This is a genomic window from Burkholderia sp. Bp9031 (assembly GCF_003857965.1).
GTDB classification, from domain to species: Bacteria; Pseudomonadota; Gammaproteobacteria; order Burkholderiales; family Burkholderiaceae; genus Burkholderia; species Burkholderia ambifaria_A.
Map to the genome: position 1 here is coordinate 189,076 of NZ_QTPW01000006.1, position 16,031 is coordinate 205,106.

The window sequence follows — 16,031 nt, forward strand, 5'->3', positions numbered from 1 at the left end:
CTTTCGGCGGGATGGGCCAGCGCGTGCGTCGCACCACCGCACGCGGCGCGTTTCCGGTAGCCGGCGAAGACGATGCATCGTGCGTTTCCGGCGCCGTGGACGTTCGAACCACGCAGCAGACCGAACGGGGAATAAATTGAGCACGATCTATGCAGCCGGGGAACCGCCGCGCGTCGTCAGCGCGGCCGCGAGGCTCTACGCAAAATGCCTGCTGGTCGGATTCGCATTGCTGCCGGCCTATCTGATTGGCTATCTGTGGTTCTTCAGCGACCCGCACGTCGTGTTCGAGAGCCACGCATTCCATGAAATCGCGATCGCGGCCGCAACCCTCGAGGGCGCGTTCGTCACGTACGTAACGTGGGTGTGCTACCGGTCGTCCGGCGAGCCGCTGCTGCGCTGGCTGACACTCGGCTTTCTCGGTTTCGCGATGATCTACGCGCTGCACGGTCTTTTCACCGGGATGGCGCACCACAATATCTGGCTGTTCCTGCTGTACGGACCCGCGTCTCGTCTCGTGATGTCGATCCTGTTGCTGACGGGCCTGCTGTCGTATTCGGATCCGCCCGATCGCGCGGAGAAGCGTACGCGTGCGCGAACCTGGCTGCCGTGGATCGCGTTTTTCATGACCATCAACGTGGCGGTTGCGTACATTGCGTATTCGCCGATCGCCGGCGCGCTGGGCACGCGGATGTCGATGGAAGGCGGCGCGCTGGTGTTTTCGCTGCTGAATGTCGGCGTGCTGCTTGCACGGCGCATCCGTTCGCCGCTGATGGTGATCTACGGCATGTCGATCATGGCGTTCGCGCTGTCGTCGCTCGCGTTCATGCTCGGCAAGCCGTGGAACCACATGTGGTGGCTCGCGCATGCGATCTTCGCGGGTGGATTCTTCCTGCTCAGCTACGGCGTCGTCCAGGCGCTGCAGACGACCCGCTCGTTCTCGGCGATCTACAGCCAGGAGGACCTGATGAGCCGGCTGTCGGAATCGATGGCGCGCACCGAGAGTGCGCTGCAGGAGTTGCGGCGCACGAACCAGAAGCTCGAGTACATGGCCGCGACCGATCCGATGACGGGGGCGTCGAATCGCCGTCAGTTCATCGCGCAGATCGAGCGCGAGATCGTCCGCGCGGAGCGCGACGGCACGCCGTTCTGCCTGCTCGCGCTCGATCTCGACAACTTCAAGCACATCAACGACGCGTACGGGCACCAGATCGGCGACGAGGTGCTGCGCGGCGTCGTGCGCCAGTGTCTCGAGGCGATTCGTCCGGCGGGCGCGCTTGCGCGGGTCGGCGGCGAGGAGTTCATGGCGCTGTTGCCCGAGATGCCGCTCGAAGGCGCGCGCATGACGGCCGAGCGCGTGCGTTCGTCGATCGCGAGTTCGCCGTTCGGGCTGGATTTCAAGCGCGTGCAGGTGACGGTCAGCGTCGGCGTCGCGCAGTACGGCGTCGACGGCAGCACGGTCGATGCGCTGCTGCGCGCGGTCGATGAACGGCTGTACCAGGCCAAGCGCGACGGGCGCAATCGCGTGGTCGCGCACTGACGAACGACCGCCGCGCATCCGGCGACGCGGCGCGTGCAAATGCAGCACGATGGGGCGATGTGACGGACACCGCGGTTCGCGGACAACCTGGACGAGGCCCCGCACGTGAATCCGCGTGCGGGGCTTTCGTTTGACTGGCAGGTCATCTATCGCGACGCAACGGCCGCCGCTTTCTCGGGCTGCGCATCCCGCATCCGCTGCGACGCCTGCCACCAGTACTTGCCCGAGCGCAGTTGCGGATCGCGGATCACGAGATACGTCGTGCTCCATAGCTGCGCCGCATTGGCCTCGGTCGCATCCGCGCTGCGCGTGCCGAATGCATCGGTCTGGTACTGGCCGTTGACGTATGACCAGGTCCACATCTCCGACGTGCGCATGTCGCGTCCGTTCGAGATCACTTGCCAGATCGTCTGCCGTGCCTGCGTCAGCAGCGTGCGCGTCGTGTCCGACAGGTCCTGGCGCGCGAGCTGCCGATCGAGCCCGGCGACCCACATCGCCTGCTGCCACGACCAGATCACCGTGCCGTGATACGCGGAACTCGTGAACTTCGGCCACAGCGCCTGGCTCGCATAGGCGGGGTTCGCGATCAGCATCCCGACGTCGGTGACGAGCCGCTGGAGTTCGTCGTCCGGCGGCGTGCCGAACAGCAGCGCGAAGCCGCCTTTGAATTCCGGTCACGAACTGCAATGCCCGCGGTTCACTCGTCGAAGCCGACAAATTTGGTAGGCTTGGAGGCTTCCTCCGCTTTCGATTTCGGTCCTTCGCGGAGCCGGGCGTTTCATCGGCGATCGTCGGCGGTCGAGATCGCCTTTGCATTATTTTGGAGAAAGCGCGGTGCTACACGTACCCGACGATTCAGTGCTCGTATTGGTTGATTTTCAGCCCCGACTGATGCCGGCGATCCACGACGGGACGCTTGTCGTGGCACAGGCCGTTCGGCTCGGCCGAATTGCGCGGATCTTCGAGGTGCCGGTCATCGGTACCGAGCAGAGTCCGCTCCGGCTTGGCGAGAACGTGTCGGACCTCAAGGAGTTGTGCTCGGAGACCGTGGCCAAGGACCATTTCGACGCGTGCGCGGATGGTCTGGCCGATGCGCTTCCGGCCGAGCGCAGCAATGTCATCGTTGCCGGTTGCGAGGCACACGTCTGCGTGTTGCAAACGGCCTTCGGCTTGTTGCGTAGCGGCCGTAAAGTCACGGTGGTCCGCGATGCCGTGGGCTCTCGCAAGACGGTGGATCGCGATGCGGCGATCGACAGGCTCCGGGCGAAGGGCGTGGAGATTGCGACCGTCGAGATGATCGGGTTCGAATGGCTGGGCTCCAGCCGGCATCCGCGTTTTCGCGACGTGCTGCAACTGATCAAGTGAATCACGGCGTCCGGGTGCGGCCCGGAACGCCACGTCGGCAACCGGGCAGGCGAGCCTCTGGTTACTGTTCGTTGGCGCAGGCTAGTCTGGCGGGCCGGCACTCGCGAGCGGGGGCCTGGCATCGGCGAGAGAGGCGGAGAAAAAGCGGGCATCGCTGCCGCAGGTGTGAAATGATGCCCGTTTGGACATCCGCGTTCCCGTGGCCGGCCGCGCTTGCCGGCGCGCGTGAATGGCGGAGCAGTGGAACATCCATGACCGGCGAGGGTTTCGGCCGGAATGGCGAATCAACACGAACAGGAGCAACGGAAGTGATCAGACATATCGTCATGTGGAAGCTGAAGGAATCGGCCGAAGGCGGCACGCGCGCGCAGAACGCGCTGAAGCTGAAGGAAAAGCTCGAAGGCTGCCGCGACCTCGTGCCGGGTATTCTGCAACTCGACGTCGGCGTGGCGACGCCGGGCCTCGACGCGACGTCGGACGTCGTGCTCGTGTCCGATTTCACGGACCAGGCCGCGCTCGATGCGTATCAGGTGCACCCGGTTCACCAGGAAGTGAAGAAATTCGTCGTTGCGGTGGCCGAATCGCGCCAGTGCGTCGACTATCTGTCCGAAAGCGCGGCACGATGAGCGACGCGGCGTCCCCGACGGACGGCCCGTCGATTGAAAGTCCGTTCGTCGATCTGCTCGGCGTGCGGCTCGTGTCCGCGAAGGATGGGGCGAGCGAAATCGTGCTGCCGCTCGACGAGCGGCACATGAACACGTGGAGCATCGCGCACGGCGGCGTGACGATGACGCTGTCGGACATCGCGCTCGCGATGGCCGCGCGCAGCCTGACCGACGACGGCGTCGGTGTCGTCACGGTCGAGATGAAGGTGAACTTCATGCAGCCGGGGCGCGGCGAACTGCGCGCGTATGGCCGCGTGATGCATCGTTCGACGACGATGGCGTACTGCGAAGGCGAAGTGCGTGACAGCGACGGCAACTTCGTCGCGAAGGCGCTCGGCACGTTCAAGTACATGCGGCGGCTCGCGGTGGGCCGCGACATCAAGCGGCAACGCACGCGCACGGCACCGGATGCCCAGCCCGGCCCGAGCGACGCGTAAGCGCCGGAACGCGCGGCCCTGCCTGATCACAGGCAGGGCCGTTTCGTTTTGAGGCTCGGATGCGCAGCGGGACGACGATACGCGCGAATGAGGCCAGGGAGGCTGCAATGAACACGGTCAACCGCCAGATCCTGCTCGGGTCGCGCCCGCAAGGCGTCGCGAGCGCCGACAACTTCCGGCTCGTCGAAACCCCGCTCGCCCCGCTGGCGGACGGCGAACTGCGGGTGCGCAACCACTTCCTGTCGCTCGATCCGTACATGCGCGGACGCATGAACGATGCGAAGTCGTACGCGGCGCCGCAGCCGTTGAACGAGGTGATGATCGGCGGCACGGCGGGCGAGGTGATCGAGTCCCGGCATCCGGATTTTGCGGTCGGCGAGCAGGTGGTCGGCCAGTTCGGCTGGCAGGAATACGGCACGTCGACCGGCAGCGGGCTGCGCAAGGTCGACACGTCGCGGGTGCCGCTGTCCGCATGGCTCGGCGTGGCCGGCATGCCGGGGGTGACCGCGTGGGTCGGGCTGAACCGGATCATCGCGCCGAAGGCCGGCGAAACCGTCGTGGTCAGTGCGGCGAGCGGCGCGGTCGGCAGCGTCGTCGGCCAGCTCGCGAAACGTGCCGGATGTCGCGCGGTCGGGATTGCCGGCGGCCCCGACAAGTGCCGCTACGTAGTCGACACGCTCGGCTTCGACGCGTGCGTCGACTACAAGGCCGGCCGGCTGACCGACGACCTGGCTGCCGCGACGCCGGACGGCGTCGACGGCTGCTTCGAGAACGTCGGCGGCGCGGTGCTCGACGCGACGATGGCGCGCATGAACGCGTTCGGCCGGATTGCCGTGTGCGGGATGATCGCCGGCTACGACGGCGTGCCCGTACCGCTCGCGAATCCGGGCCTGATCCTGCGCTCGCGGCTGACGATGCGGGGCTTCATCGTGTTCGAGCATCCCGACGCGTGGTCGCCCGCGCTGGCTGAACTCGGCGAACTCGTTGCGACGAAGCAACTGCATTACCGCGAGACGATCGCGTACGGGCTCGAGCGGGCGCCGGAGGCGTTCGTCGGGCTCCTGAAAGGGCGCAATTTCGGCAAGCAGCTCGTGCAGCTCGTCTGACCCGCGCATGGCATCATGTGACGCTTGTCCGCTCGCGGCGCCGCACGCGCCGTCCTCACCGATGCCGCTGAATCCGAAGATCGCCCAGGTGCTCGACATGGTCGAGCGCGCGAAACGTCCGTCCTATCACCACCAGACGCCGCAGCAGGCGCGCGCCGCGTACGAGAAGAGCGCGCCGATCCTCGACGTCGCGCCCGCGCCGATGCATTCGGTCGAGGCCTGCGTCGTGCCGACGCGCGACGGCCGCATGATCGGCGCGCGGCTGTACGTGCCGGTCGAACCGAGCCTCGCCGAGCCGCTGCCGGCGCTCGTCTATTACCATGGCGGCGGCTTCACGGTCGGCAGCGTCGACACGCACGACGCGCTGTGCCGGATGTTCGCGCGCGATGCACAGTGCGCGGTGCTGTCGGTCGACTACCGGCTCGCGCCCGAACACAAGTTTCCGACCGCGGTGAACGACGCCGACGACGCATTGCGCTGGCTGCATCGCGAGGCCGCCGCGTTCGGCATCGACGCGACGCGGCTCGCGGTCGGCGGCGACAGCGCGGGCGGCACGCTCGCGACCGTCTGCGCGGTGCTCGCGCGCGACGCGGGCATCGATCTTGCGCTGCAGATGCTGATCTATCCGGGCGTGACGGGCCACCAGGACACCGAATCGCACGCGCGCCTCGCGAACGGCTACCTGCTGACGCAGGACACGATCCAGTGGTTCTTCACGCAATACGTGCGCGATCGGTCCGATCGCGACGACTGGCGTTTCGCGCCGCTCGACGGCAGGCGCGATGCACCGTCGTTCGCCGGTGTCGCACCGGCATGGATCGCGACGGCCGAATACGATCCGCTGAGCGACGAGGGCGCCGCGTATGCGGACAAGCTGCGTGCGGCCGGCAACACGGTCACGCTCGCCTGCTATCCGGGGATGATCCACGAGTTCTTCAAGATGGGCGGCTATGTGCCCGAGGTGCGGGCCGCGCATGCCGACGCGGTGGCGGCGCTCAGGGCCGCATTCGACGACGTTTGACGATGGCGGCGCCCGACGCCGCGCGGAGGAAGCGATGACCGACGGCTGGGTGGAAACGGGCGACTGGACGGTGCTGGGCGGCGATGCCGCGCGCATTCGCGATGCGGTGTTCGTGCGCGAGCAGCGGATTCCGCCGGAATGGGAGCTCGACGACGAGGATCCGTTGTCGCTGCACGCGGTGGCCTACCGGGTCGACGCGGCGACCGGCACACGCCGCGCGGTCGCGACGGGGCGGCTGTTGCGCTCCGGCACGATCGGTCGCGTCGCGGTGCTGGCCGACGCGCGCGGGCAGGGCGCCGGATCGGCCGTGCTGCACGCGCTGCTGGATGCGGCGCGGCACCGCGGCGAGCCGGTCGTGCGGCTCTACGCGCTGGATGCCGCGGTGTCGTTCTATGTGCGGCACGGCTTCACGACGATCGGCGATCCGTTCGTCGAAGTGGGCGTGCCGCACGTCGAGATGGCGCGCGCGCCCTAGCGCCGCACGCGCAGGTTCAGCGCGGCTGCGTCGCGTCGATGTCGAACGTGAACGTGCGCTCGAACGTGCCCGGGCGAACGGTGCGGTGCGAGCCGTCGTCGTCGCAGCGTTCCTTGATGTCGACCGTCAGCCGCACGCCTTCCTTCATCGTCACGCGCAGCGCGGTCGTGCCGCGCGTACCGTATTCCGGCGTCTCGATGAACGCAGCCGACAGCGCACGCTCGCGCTCGATCGGAATGCCGGTGTGCGGCAGCGCGTCGTCGTCCGCGACATGCGGATCGCGCATCAGCTCGATCAGTTCGTCAAGCGACGGGGTCGGGTTGTCGGTCAGCAGCGTGCCGAGCTCCGCGCGCTTGCGCACGACTTTCGGCCAAGGCGTATCGAGCCGCGCGTTCGACAGCGCATGCACGCCGGCGACGATCGCGACCGGCGCGGCGACACTGGTTTCGCCTTCGGCCGCGCGGTTGCAGAACCATGCGAGCTCGCGCCGCTTCCAGTCGCCGACCAGCAGGTTGAAGCCGTTGTACACGGCCGCATGCTCGGCCAGTTCGCCGAGGTAATCGAGCGGCGCGACGGACGGGCCGCGGAGGAAATCGGACACGAGCTTGCCGCGGGTCGGCGCGCCCGCGCGAATGTCGAACGGCGCGCGGTAATTGGTCAGCGCCGCGAAGCGGCCGTCGCGCGACACGCCGAGCCACGTGCCGCCCGCTTCGAGATCGCGGCCGGCCAGCACGCCCGGCACGTCCTCCCACCACGAAAGCGGCGCACTCGTACGGCGAAAGAATTCGTCGCGGTTGGCGGTCAGGGTAAAGACAGGACCGGCGGCGGCATCAGGCTGCCAGTCGAAGGCAATCAGACACATCGGGCGAATCTCTCGCAGGAAACATCGCGCGCCGGCCGCCATCTGCGGGCCGGCGTGCGAACAGGTTGTCAGTGCGTCACGCTTCGGTCGGCCACGCGTACGGCAGCGCGTCGAACGCGAGCGCCGGACCGTCGGCCGAACCGAGGTGCACCGTGCCGTTGTCGAGCGCGGCCAGCTTGATCTCGACGAGCGCGTCGACGCCGCCCGCGGGCGCGGCCGCCGCGTTGACGATCATGCCACACGGCTGACCCGGGTCGTCGCTGTGGAACAGCTCGACGCCGGCATGCACGGTGTCGGTCTCGCCGGCGACGTGCGCGAGCGCGGTGCGGCGCTTGATCGTGCCGCGGTACTGGCTGCGCGCGACGACTTCCTGGCCCGGGTAGCACCCCTTCCTGAAGTTAACGGCGCCGATCACGTCGAAGTTGACCATCTGCGGCACGAACTGTTCGACGGCCGGCTGCGTGATGCGCGGCTCGCCCGCGCGCACGTCGAGCCAGTCCCAGACGGCCGGCGACACGACCGGCAGCGTGCCGGCGAGCGCGGCGAGACGCGCGTCGACTTCCGCGCGCGGCCCGATCCACAGGTAGCGCTTGCGGCCGGCCGCGTCCGGCACGCGGATCAGCGCGCCGGACGGGCCGTCGACCTTCACGTGCACGCCGTCCGGCAGCGCATCGAAGATCCCCGACAGCGCGTCGCGCACGTCGCCCGCGAAGCCGACCACCGCGAGCGTGTCGCTCGCGTCCGTCAGCTTCGCCTTCGCGCGCAGCACGAACATCGACAACCGTTTCTGCACGGCGGCCTGGACATCCTTCGAGACCAGCAGGCGCACGCCGTGACCGGCGCGCCAGGCGAGGAACGACGCGAGCAGGCGGCCCTTCGCCGAGCAGTAGCCGGACAGGCGCGCACTCGCGGCGTCGAGATGTTCGATGTCGTTGGTGAGCTGGCTGTGCAGGAACGTCGCGGCGTCGTCGCCGGCCACGTCGATCACGCCGAACTGCGCAAGCGGCATGCAGGCGCCCGGCGCGTCGAAATCGGCGGCGGACGCGCGGGGGAAAACGGGGAGCGAGACGGATGCGGCCTGGGCGGCCGGTGAAGCGAACGGTGTGCTCATGGAATGAGGGAACAGTCAACCCTGACTTTGACGAAGGCGAGCAAGTATTATATGGGTCTTACCTGAGTCACGTTTCCATGTCCCTACTGAAGAAATGCGCCGCGACGGTCGTGGCGCTGGCCGTCGTTGTGGCCGCTGCCGGCGCGGGCGGCGGGTATTACTGGGCAACCCGGCCGCTGCTGCTGGGCGCTGCGTCGCTCGACGTCACGATCAAGCCGCGCAGCAGCGTGAAGAGCGTCGCGCTGCAGCTCAAGCGCGGCGGCGTGCCGATCGAGCCGTTCGGTTTCGTCGCGATGACGCGCCTGCTCGGGCTGTCGAGCCGGCTCAAGTCCGGCAACTACGAATTCAAGACCGGCGTCACGCCGTACGACGTGCTGCAGAAGATCGCCCGCGGCGACGTGAACGAGTACGTCGCCACCGTGATCGAAGGCTGGACCTTCAAACGGATGCGCGCGGAACTCGACGGCAATCCCGACCTCGCGCATGCAACGGCCGGCATGAGCGACGCCGAGCTGCTGCGCGCGATCGGCGCGTCGGACAGCGCGATCCAGCGCGGCAGCGGCGAGGGGCTGTTCTTCCCGGATACCTACCTGTTCGACAAGGGCACGAGCGACCTGAACATCTACCGGCGCGCGTACCACCTGATGCAGACGCGTCTCGACGAAGCGTGGGCCGCACGCGCGCCGGGGCTGCCGTACAAGTCGCCTTACGAAGCGCTGACGATTGCGTCGATCGTCGAAAAGGAAACGGGCCATGCGGCCGACCGCGCGTTCGTCGCTGCGGTATTCGCGAACCGGCTGCGCATCGGGATGCCGCTGCAAACCGATCCGTCGGTGATCTACGGCCTCGGCGACGCGTACGACGGCCGCCTGCGCAAGCGCGACCTGCAGGCCGACACTCCTTACAATACCTATACGCGCCGTGGGCTGCCGCCGACGCCGATCGCCCTGCCGGGCGTCGCCTCGCTGCAAGCGGCGATCAATCCGGCCCCGACGAGCGCGCTCTATTTCGTCGCGAAGGGCGACGGCACGAGCGTATTCTCGGACACGCTCGGCGATCATAACAAGGCCGTGGACAAGTACATACGAGGTCAATAATGGCGAGCGGTAAATTCATCACGTTCGAAGGCATCGACGGGGCGGGGAAGACCACCCACCTGCAATGGTTCTGCGAACGCCTTCAGAGTAAGCTGGCCGCGGCCGGCCGGCAGGTCGTCGTCACCCGCGAGCCGGGCGGTACGCAGCTCGGCGAGAAGCTGCGCGAGATCCTGCTGAACCAGCCGATGGATCTCGAGACCGAAGCGCTGCTGATGTTCGCCGCGCGCCGCGAGCACCTCGCGCTCGTGATCGAGCCCGCGCTCGCACGCGGCGACTGGGTCGTGTCCGATCGCTTCACCGACGCGACGTTCGCGTACCAGGGCGGCGGTCGCGGGCTGCCGCGCGACAAGCTCGAGACGCTCGAGCGGTGGGTGCAGGGCGGGTTCCAGCCCGACCTGACGGTGCTGTTCGACGTCGCGCCGCAGGTGGCGAGCGAGCGTCGCGGCGCCGCGCGCATGCCCGACAAGTTCGAAAGCGAGTCGGACGCGTTTTTCTCGCGCACCCGCGGCGAATATCTGCGGCGCGCGGAAGAGGCGCCGCACCGCTTCGCGATCGTCGACGCGACGCAGTCGATTCCCGAGATCCGTCAGCAGCTCGAACGCGTGCTCGCCGCGCTGTAACACGAAGGAAAGCACCAATGATCTACCCGTGGCAGACCGACGACTGGAATCGCTTGCAGCAACTGCGCCCGCAATGGCCGCATGCGCTGCTGCTGCATGGCCAGGCCGGGATCGGCAAGCTGCAGTTCGCGCAGCATCTCGCGCAGGGCTTCCTGTGCGAAGCGCCGCAGTCGAACGGCGAGCCGTGCGGCACTTGCGCGGCCTGCACGTGGTTCGCGCAGGGCAACCATCCGGACTACCGGATCGTGCTGCCCGAGGCGCTCGCGGGCGAAGCGCCGGGCGCGGCCGACGACGCGAAGCCGGCCGACGCGGACGACGGCGGCAAGAAGACGCGCGCGCCGAGCAAGGAGATCAAGATCGAGCAGGTGCGTGCGTTGCTCGACTTCTGCGGGGTCGGTTCGCACCGCGGCGGCGCGCGCGTCGTCGTGCTGTATCCGGCCGAGGCGCTGAACGTCGCCGCGTCGAACGCGCTGCTGAAGACGCTGGAGGAGCCGCCGTCCGGCGTCGTGTTCCTGCTGGTGTCGGCACGCATCGACCGGCTGCTGCCGACCATCATCAGCCGCTGCCGGCAGTGGCCGATGACCGTGCCCGCGCCCGACGCGGCCGCGGCGTGGCTTGCGACGCAGGGTGTCGACGATGCGCGCGCGCTGCTCGCCGAAGCCGGCGGCGCGCCGCTTGCCGCGCTGGCGCTCGCGAGCGACGAGAACCGTCCGCTGCGCGATTTCACGCTTGGCCAGCTCGCGGCCGGCGCGGCGTGCGATCCGTTCGCCTGCGGCGAGACGCTGCAGAAACTGCCGGTGCCGCTGGTGCTCGGCTGGCTGCAGCGCTGGCTGTACGATCTGCTCGCGCAGCGGATGGCGGGCGCGCCGCGCTACTTCCCGATGCAGGCGGGCGCGCTCGCGCGCTGCGCGCAAGCCGTCGACGCGAATGCGTTCGCGCGCTTCATGAAAGCCGTGACACGCCAGCGGACCGTCGAGAACCATCCGCTCAATGCCCGGCTCGTGTTTGAGGAACTGTTTCTCGGTTATCGGGAAATGTTCGCGTGAGCGCGTATTGTTTCCTTCCGGCGGGGCAACGATTGCCGGCGAGCGCATAGCACTCGTCTTACGAATTCAGGAAACACGATGTTCGTCGATTCTCACTGTCACATCAATTTCAAGGGTCTCGCCGACCGCCTGCCAGCCGTGCTGGAGAACATGCGCGAGCACGACGTCACGCACGCGCTGTGTGTATCGGTCGACTTCGAGACGCTGCCCGACGTGCTCGCGATCGCACAGGCGCACGACAACGTCTATGCGTCGGTCGGCGTGCATCCGGATCACGAGGACGCCCGGGAGCCGACGCTCGCGGAACTGGTCGAGCTGGCCGCGCACCCGAAGGTCGTCGCGATCGGCGAGACGGGCCTCGACTACTACCGCCTCGAAGGCCGCTCGATCGCCGACATGGAATGGCAGCGCGAGCGCTTTCGCACGCATATCCGTGCGGCGACCGCGACGATGAAGCCGCTGATCATCCATACGCGCTCATCGTCGGAGGACACGCTGCGGATCATGGCCGAGGAGCGCGCCGACGTGCCGGGCGGCGTGATGCACTGCTTCACGGAGCCGTGGCCGGTCGCCGAGCAGGCGCTCGCGCAGAACTTCCATATCTCGCTGTCGGGCATCGTCACGTTCAAGAACGCGACCGACGTGCAGGACGTCGCGCGGCGCGTGCCGCTCGACCGGCTGCTGATCGAGACCGACTCGCCGTACCTCGCGCCGGTGCCGTATCGCGGCAAGCCGAATGAACCTGCGTACGTCAGCCATGTCGGACGCTTTATCGCATCCGAGCGCGGGATCGCCGTCGAGGCGCTGGCCGATGCGACGACGCAGAACTTTTTCCGGCTGTTCAAGATCGCCCGCTAACGACGCGCGTCCAGCCGACAACCCAGGGAAGGAGCCCACAACAATGACGAAGCCGACCACATACCTGCCCAAGCGCGCACTCGTCGCCGCCGCGCTCGTCGCGAGCAGCCTCATTGCCGCTGCCGGCGCGCATGCCGAGTCGCTCGACGCGATCGTCAAGGCGGTCAAGTTCGACGACATCGACGACATCGGCAAGCAGTTGAAGAGCGGCAAGCTCGATCCGAACACGCTCGCGCCGAACGGCGACCCGCTGCTCGTGATCGCCGCACGCGAGAAATCCGACAAGGTCGCGGCGGCGCTCGCCACGACGCCGAACGTCGACCTCGAGAAGGAAGACAAGGCCGGCGAGAACGCGCTGATGCTCGCATCGCTGAACGGCGACGTCGGGCTCGTCAAGTTGCTGATCGACAAGGGCGCTGAAGTCAGCAAGAAGGGCTGGGCGCCGCTGCACTACGCGGCCACCAACGGCCAGGACGCGGTCGTCAAGGTCTTGCTCGACCATGACGCCTATATCGACACGGCGTCGCCGAACGGCACGACGCCGCTGATGATGGCCGCCCGCGGCAACCATGCGACGACGGTCAACCTGCTGCTCGATCAGGGCGCCGATCCGCAGGTGAAGAACCAGCTCGGCATCACCGCACTCGAGTTCGCGAAGCACTACAAGGCGCCGGACGCGATCGATATCCTGAGCAAGCGGACGGTGCGCGTCGGCGCATCGGCGCCGGCAGATGCTCAAAAGAGTGCAAAATGACGGTTTTCGGCGCGGTGGCGGAGCGCGCCCGGCCGGCCGGAAGCCGGCCGGCAGCGGGCGTCCGGCCCGCCGCGCCGGTCAGCGCAGTGAGCGGCCTCGCGTCGCATTGACATAAGGAACACCATGTTGCGGGCTATGTTTTGTGCCGCGGCGTTTGCCGTGCCGTTGTCGGCGGCGGCTTTCACGGGCGCGGATCTCGACCGGCTGTGCGCGAAGACTGACGTCAAGTCGCGGGCGTCGTGCGCGGCCTACATCGAAGGCGCCGCCGATGGCGTCTACAACACCATCGACGCGATCGGCGGCACGACCGGGCCGCGCGTCGGGCAGTATTTCTGCCTGCCGCCCGACATCCGGGCGCAGCAGATGACCGATGCGGTGCGCAAGTACATCGCGGAGAACCCGAAGCTGGCCGACTACAACGCGAGCACCGCGGTGTCGCTCGGTCTCGGCAAGGCGTTTCCCTGCAGAAGCGGCAACTGATCTGACGCCGGGTTCGGGCGCATGCGCCGCCCGGACGTCGCCGACGCATCCAGGACGAGGCCGCTGCGCCTCATAACAGAAGCATCCCGGGCGCCGATGATTTCAATCGAGGAACTGCAGCGCATCGCCGATGCGCCGTTGCATTCGTGGCTCGGCACGCTGTGCGTGTCGGCTATCGTCGTACTCGTCGTCGTGATCGTGCATCGTCTCGGTGCACGCATCGTCAAGCGGATCGCGCAGCCGTATCCGCTGATGAGCGTGATCCTGCGCTGCATCGACAAACCGTCGCTCGTCACGCTCGGGCTGCTCGCGCTGGAATTCCTGTGGGTCCAGGCGGACGACGGCATGTCGTTCGTACGCGGAATGCGTACTGCGGCCGCGGTCGGCTCCATCGTGTCGCTGACCTGGCTGCTGGTGCGGCTCGCGGCCGGGGTCGGCGATGCGATCATCCAGGCCCATCCGATGGATGCGGCCGACAACCTCCACGCGCGGCGCGTCCACACGCAGGCCAAGGTGCTCGTGCGTACCGTGATGGTACTCATCGTGATCATCGGCACGGGCGCCGCGCTGATGACGTTCCCGAACGTGCGCCAGATCGGCGCGAGCCTGCTGGCGTCAGCCGGCGTCGCGGGGCTGGTTGCCGGTATCGCCGCGCGCCCGGTGCTCGGCAACCTGATCGCGGGGCTGCAGATCGCGCTCACGCAGCCGATCCGGCTCGACGACGTCGTCGTGATCCAGGGCGAGTGGGGCCGCATCGAGGAAATCACCGGCTCGTTCGTGTCGGTGCGGCTGTGGGACCAGCGCCGGCTGGTCGTTCCGTTGCAGTGGATCATCGAAAACCCGTTCACGAACTGGACGCGCAGCAGCTCGGAGATCATCGGCACGGTCTACCTGTCGGTCGACTACCGCACGCCGCTTGCGCCGCTGCGCGAGGAGCTCGCGCGGCTCGTCCATGCGGCGCCCGAGTGGGACGGCCGCGTGCAGGTGCTGCAGGTGACCGACGCGACCGAGCGCGCGATGCAGTTGCGCGCGCTCGTGAGCGCGGTCGATTCGTCGGCGTGCTGGGACCTGCGCTGCCGCGTGCGCGAGGGCTTGATCGCGTATCTGCAGGCGCGTTTTCCGCAATGCCTGCCGCGCAGCCGGATGGAGTTGTATCCGCACGAATCGGCGCCGGGCGAGCCGAATCCCGAGCGGCCGCATGCGCGGCCGCCCGCCGCCAGCACGGCGGCCAACACCGCGGCCGATCCGAAGGCCACCGAAGGCCGCTGAACGCGCGCCCCTGGTTGCGATAGCTGCCGACATTCCCTCCATGACCGCGCTGAAGACACTCGCCGTTGCCAACTACCGCTCGCTGCGCGAGCTGATCGTGCCGCTCGCGGCGCTTACCGTCGTCACGGGGCCGAACGGCAGCGGCAAGTCGAGCGTGTACCGCGCGCTGCGGCTGCTGGCCGACACCGCGCAGGGGCGTGTGATTCCGTCGCTCGCGCGCGAAGGCGGGCTGCCGTCGACGCTGTGGGCCGGCCCCGAGCGCTTTTCTCGCTCGATGCTGAGCGGCGACACGCCGGTGACCGGCACGGTGCGCAGCGGCCCCGTGAGTCTCAAGCTCGGTTTCGCGGGCGACGATTTCGGCTATGCGATCGATCTCGGCTTGCCGACCCCGAGCCGGTCGCAGTTCGCACTCGATCCCGTCGTGAAGCGCGAATGCATCTGGGGCGGCGCGCTGCTGCGCCCGTCGACGCTGCTGGTCGACCGGCAGGGCGCGCAGATCCGCACCCGCACCGGTGCGGGCGACTGGCACACGGTACCGCAGCCGGTCGCGAGTTTCGACAGCATGATGACCGAGTTCGCCGATCCGGTCGGCGCGCCGGAGATGATCGCGGTGCGCGAGCGGATCCGCTCGTGGCGTTTCTACGATCACTTCCGGACCGACGCGCAGGCGCCGGCCCGGCAGTCGCACATCGGCACCCATACGCCGGTGCTCGCGGACGACGGCGCCGACTTGGCGGCCGCACTGCAGACGATCCGCGAGATCGGCGACGCCGCCGCGCTCGATGCGGCGATCGACGACGCATTCCCCGGGGCGTCGATCGACATCGACAATCCGGGCGGCCGCGGCCGCTTCGACGTGCTGATGCGCCAGCCGGGGCTGCTGCGGCCGCTGTCGGCCGCCGAGCTGTCGGACGGTACGCTGCGCTACCTGCTGCTCGCGGCCGCGCTGCTGACGCCGCGACCGCCCGCGCTGATGGTGCTGAACGAACCGGAGACGAGCCTGCACCCCGATCTGCTGCCGGCGCTTGGCCGGCTGATCGCGCAGGCCGCGCAGCGTTCGCAGGTGCTGGTCGTATCGCATGCGGCGCGGCTCATCGCGACGCTCGAACGCGAGGCCGGCTGCGAGTCGCTGGTGCTCGACAAGCAACTCGGCGCGACCGTGCTCGTCGATGCGGACACGCGCGACCTGCCGCCGTGGAAGTGGCCGTCGCGCTGACGGGCAGGGCGGCGGGCGTGCGGCCTGCCGGTAGAGACACGCCGTCGGTCGCCCGCTGCGCCGGTCAAGCTGCACCGAAGCGGTGCGGGCGGGCCCGAGACGAATGTATCCT

General features: G+C 68.3%; 17 protein-coding genes and 1 pseudogene. 15 read left to right on the forward strand and 3 right to left on the reverse strand.

The features are described from left to right. Positions 1 to 136: 136 nt before the first annotated feature. Entirely contained in the window at positions 137 to 1,537 is a 1,401-nt protein-coding gene (locus DIE15_RS10665; RefSeq protein ID WP_057925322.1) for a sensor domain-containing diguanylate cyclase, read from the forward strand. A 146-nt stretch (positions 1,538 to 1,683) separates the two neighbouring features. On the opposite strand, the pseudogene DIE15_RS10670 reads toward DIE15_RS10665, so the two are convergent. Next, positions 1,684 to 2,199 (reverse strand): annotated as a pseudogene (locus tag DIE15_RS10670) (hypothetical protein); the annotation flags it as partial. A gap of 172 nt (positions 2,200 to 2,371) precedes the next feature. Between DIE15_RS10670 and DIE15_RS10675 the strand changes: the two are divergent. The 6 genes from DIE15_RS10675 to DIE15_RS10700 all read left to right on the forward strand — a co-directional run bounded on the left by DIE15_RS10675 (position 2,372) and on the right by DIE15_RS10700 (position 6,606). Next, positions 2,372 to 2,902: an isochorismatase family protein gene (locus DIE15_RS10675; protein ID WP_057925320.1), complete on the forward strand. Its 531-nt coding sequence runs from the start codon at positions 2,372 to 2,374 to the stop codon at positions 2,900 to 2,902. Positions 2,903 to 3,210: 308 nt separating this feature from the next. Then, on the forward strand, positions 3,211 to 3,528 hold the full coding sequence (locus tag DIE15_RS10680) for a Dabb family protein (protein WP_057925319.1): 318 nt from the start codon (positions 3,211 to 3,213) through the stop codon (positions 3,526 to 3,528). Then, positions 3,525 to 4,004: a PaaI family thioesterase gene (locus tag DIE15_RS10685; protein WP_006753420.1), complete on the forward strand. Its 480-nt coding sequence runs from the start codon at positions 3,525 to 3,527 to the stop codon at positions 4,002 to 4,004. Before DIE15_RS10680 ends, DIE15_RS10685 begins: the two co-directional genes overlap by 4 nt. A 107-nt stretch (positions 4,005 to 4,111) precedes the next feature. Next, the gene (locus DIE15_RS10690; RefSeq protein ID WP_124833172.1) at positions 4,112 to 5,110 is read left to right on the forward strand and encodes an NADP-dependent oxidoreductase; all 999 of its coding nucleotides are present in this window, start codon (positions 4,112 to 4,114) and stop codon (positions 5,108 to 5,110) included. Between the two features lie 61 nt (positions 5,111 to 5,171). Further along, complete coding sequence (locus DIE15_RS10695) at positions 5,172 to 6,131, forward strand: alpha/beta hydrolase (protein ID WP_124833173.1); 960 nt, start codon at positions 5,172 to 5,174, stop codon at positions 6,129 to 6,131. 34 nt (positions 6,132 to 6,165) lie between these two features. Beyond that, a complete protein-coding gene (locus DIE15_RS10700; RefSeq protein WP_057925315.1) occupies positions 6,166 to 6,606 on the forward strand; it encodes a GNAT family N-acetyltransferase in 441 nt (146 codons plus the stop codon). A 16-nt stretch (positions 6,607 to 6,622) separates the two neighbouring features. Here the strand turns inward: DIE15_RS10700 and DIE15_RS10705 are convergent, their stop codons facing one another. Both DIE15_RS10705 and DIE15_RS10710 read right to left on the reverse strand, forming a co-directional pair. Next, positions 6,623 to 7,468, reverse strand: coding sequence for an NRDE family protein (locus DIE15_RS10705; RefSeq protein ID WP_124833174.1), 846 nt, complete (start codon positions 7,466 to 7,468; stop codon positions 6,623 to 6,625). A gap of 76 nt (positions 7,469 to 7,544) precedes the next feature. Next, the gene (locus tag DIE15_RS10710; protein WP_124833175.1) at positions 7,545 to 8,579 is read right to left on the reverse strand and encodes a folate-binding protein YgfZ; all 1,035 of its coding nucleotides are present in this window, start codon (positions 8,577 to 8,579) and stop codon (positions 7,545 to 7,547) included. Positions 8,580 to 8,656: 77 nt separating this feature from the next. Here DIE15_RS10710 and mltG point away from each other — a divergent pair, with 77 nt between their 5' ends. The 8 genes from mltG to DIE15_RS10755 all read left to right on the forward strand — a co-directional run bounded on the left by mltG (position 8,657) and on the right by DIE15_RS10755 (position 15,919). After that, a complete protein-coding gene (gene mltG, locus DIE15_RS10715; RefSeq protein WP_057925312.1) occupies positions 8,657 to 9,676 on the forward strand; it encodes an endolytic transglycosylase MltG in 1,020 nt (339 codons plus the stop codon). Then, positions 9,676 to 10,296 (forward strand): dTMP kinase, encoded by a 621-nt coding sequence (gene tmk, locus DIE15_RS10720; protein WP_124833176.1) that lies wholly within the window; start codon positions 9,676 to 9,678, stop codon positions 10,294 to 10,296. The genes mltG and tmk overlap by 1 nt, the downstream gene beginning before the upstream one ends. A gap of 17 nt (positions 10,297 to 10,313) precedes the next feature. Then, positions 10,314 to 11,342, forward strand: a complete 1,029-nt coding sequence (locus DIE15_RS10725) for a DNA polymerase III subunit delta' (RefSeq protein WP_057925310.1) — start codon at positions 10,314 to 10,316, stop codon at positions 11,340 to 11,342. 78 nt (positions 11,343 to 11,420) lie between these two features. Further along, positions 11,421 to 12,200 (forward strand): TatD family hydrolase, encoded by a 780-nt coding sequence (locus tag DIE15_RS10730; RefSeq protein ID WP_014896836.1) that lies wholly within the window; start codon positions 11,421 to 11,423, stop codon positions 12,198 to 12,200. Between the two features lie 43 nt (positions 12,201 to 12,243). Then, positions 12,244 to 12,954, forward strand: a complete 711-nt coding sequence (locus tag DIE15_RS10735; protein WP_124833177.1) for an ankyrin repeat domain-containing protein — start codon at positions 12,244 to 12,246, stop codon at positions 12,952 to 12,954. 123 nt (positions 12,955 to 13,077) lie between these two features. Further along, entirely contained in the window at positions 13,078 to 13,434 is a 357-nt protein-coding gene (locus tag DIE15_RS10740; protein ID WP_006485939.1) for a Rap1a/Tai family immunity protein, read from the forward strand. 96 nt (positions 13,435 to 13,530) lie between these two features. Then, a complete protein-coding gene (locus DIE15_RS10750) occupies positions 13,531 to 14,703 on the forward strand; it encodes a mechanosensitive ion channel family protein (RefSeq protein WP_124833179.1) in 1,173 nt (390 codons plus the stop codon). Positions 14,704 to 14,743: 40 nt separating this feature from the next. After that, entirely contained in the window at positions 14,744 to 15,919 is a 1,176-nt protein-coding gene (locus tag DIE15_RS10755; protein ID WP_124833180.1) for an AAA family ATPase, read from the forward strand. Positions 15,920 to 16,031: the final 112 nt, after the last annotated feature.